A 384-nucleotide genomic window follows, 5' to 3' on the forward strand; every position below is an offset into this window, starting at 1 on the left:
CTGCTGGATGGCGGCCTGGGTGTTGTCGGCGGTGTAGGTCCAGCTGCCGTCGGCGGCGAGGGTGAAGGTGCCATAGCCGTTGCTGCCGGCGGTGGCGGCCTGGGTGGTGAAATTGGCCTCGCCGGCGTCAACGTCGGTGATGGTCAGCAGTCCGTCGGCTGTCAGGTTGCCGGCAACGATGCCGTCGGCGCCATTGTCCTCGGTGACGTCGTCGGTCGAGACGCCGCCGATCACCGCGCTGTCGTTGGTGCCATGGATGGTGACGGTGACGAGCTGGCTGTCGCTGCCGTCGGAGGAGACGGCGGTGAAGCTGTCGGTGATGGTGTCGCCGGCGCCGAGCTGCTGGATGGCGGCCTGGGTGTTGTCGGCGGTGTAGGTCCAGCT

General features: G+C 68.2%; 1 protein-coding gene. It reads right to left on the reverse strand.

What is annotated here, in order from left to right; translation table 11 throughout:
* On the reverse strand, positions 1-384 hold a 384-nt coding region (locus EN862_RS35015), incomplete at both ends, for a VCBS domain-containing protein (RefSeq protein WP_210235706.1).

This window comes from Mesorhizobium sp. M2E.F.Ca.ET.219.01.1.1, assembly GCF_004016445.2.
Classification (GTDB): Bacteria; Pseudomonadota; Alphaproteobacteria; order Rhizobiales; family Rhizobiaceae; genus Mesorhizobium.